Consider the following 1,285-nt stretch of genomic DNA (forward strand, 5'->3'; position numbering starts at 1 on the left):
TGGTTTTGTGGGTGAAATTACATCTACTTCTTCCACAATCGCACCCGATTGTAGAATAAGACTAGTTGAGCTTTTGTTCTAAGATATGTTTATGATTATTTGCTAAATCAAATAATTTAAAGTCTCCGTTATCAATCAATTTTGTAACTTGATTAGCCTCATTCCAAGCAATATCATAAAGGTGTTTATTAATGGAGCCTTGTTGATATGCTTCTTCTAGTTCATCCGTATCTAAATGAAACACTTTCCCAGAGGGCAATACCACAATATCTATAAATAAGTCATCCATCCACGGTACATTCTTTTCTACACCATTTTCTTTACATATATCTATATACCATTGAATTACTTCACCTTTAGAATTAAACATCGTAGTTAGCGAATGTTTCTCGTTTAGAGGAAAATGTTGCAGCCACTTATACCCGTTGTCAACAATGCAAACATCTGATTCTCCATATTTTTTAAATAATGGATCTGTTACTTGGACAATATCAATTAATGTTGCATAACCCTCAAAATCGGTTGAACTTATTAAAGTTTGGGCGAATCTTTTCTGTGTCACTCTTTTCCAGTCTCTGTAATCACCATATTTCCGTTTAAGCAATCTAATTCCCACCTCCTACTCTGAAATTCCCATTAACTTTATACCAATTATTTCAAATTACTAATACTATAACAATATCTTTTTTAATGAAAAAAAGGCTTATCTTGTTCCGGATAAGCCGCCAATTGTGGAATATCTTACATTTTAATTTTCCAACCATTATAAACCTCAACATTTGGATCAAATACACTTTCCTTTAACCACCTAAATGCTTTAAGGACTAGTGGAGATGCATTACTAATATTTGCTGCTTCTTCTGACAACCACAACGCACCCAGAGAGTCTTGATCTTCAAACTGATGAGGTTTCTTTATATCGCCACTGATCTTTTCAACTAAATAATAGGCTGCAATATGATGGACAAATTCACACTCATTCCGAGCCCAAGGTAACATAAAATCTGCAATACCCAAGTTCTTGTCTATTTTCACTTCAAAACCAGTCTCTTCAAGAAATTCTCTTCTTAATGCTTCTGTCAGACTTTCACCATCTTCTAAACTTCCTCCTGGAAGATCATAACGGTTTATGTAAGGTCCTCTGTTCTTATTGATTACTAGTATTGTATTTCCGTCGGCGTAAATGTGTAAACTCCAAAAGCTCGGTGAATCTTTTTGTCAGTAATCATTATTTTCTCCTCGCTATATTCTGGAAGTCAAAGGATTACGACTGATATTACACAAT

1 protein-coding gene and 1 pseudogene are annotated in these 1,285 nt (G+C 34.2%); both read right to left on the reverse strand.

Going from position 1 to position 1,285, the window contains the following annotated elements:
* Positions 1 to 61 precede the first annotated feature (61 nt).
* Positions 62 to 604 carry a ribonuclease FAU-1 family protein gene (locus G3O09_RS21900; protein WP_231620834.1) on the reverse strand — a complete coding sequence of 181 codons (543 nt, stop codon included), beginning with the start codon at positions 602 to 604 and terminating at the stop codon, positions 62 to 64.
* A gap of 137 nt (positions 605 to 741) precedes the next feature.
* Positions 742 to 1,229: pseudogene (locus G3O09_RS21905) on the reverse strand (NUDIX hydrolase).
* Positions 1,230 to 1,285: the final 56 nt, after the last annotated feature.

Origin of the sequence: Peribacillus alkalitolerans, assembly GCF_010882125.1 — a bacterium.
GTDB lineage: Bacteria > Bacillota > Bacilli > Bacillales > DSM-1321 > Bacillus_BN > Bacillus_BN alkalitolerans.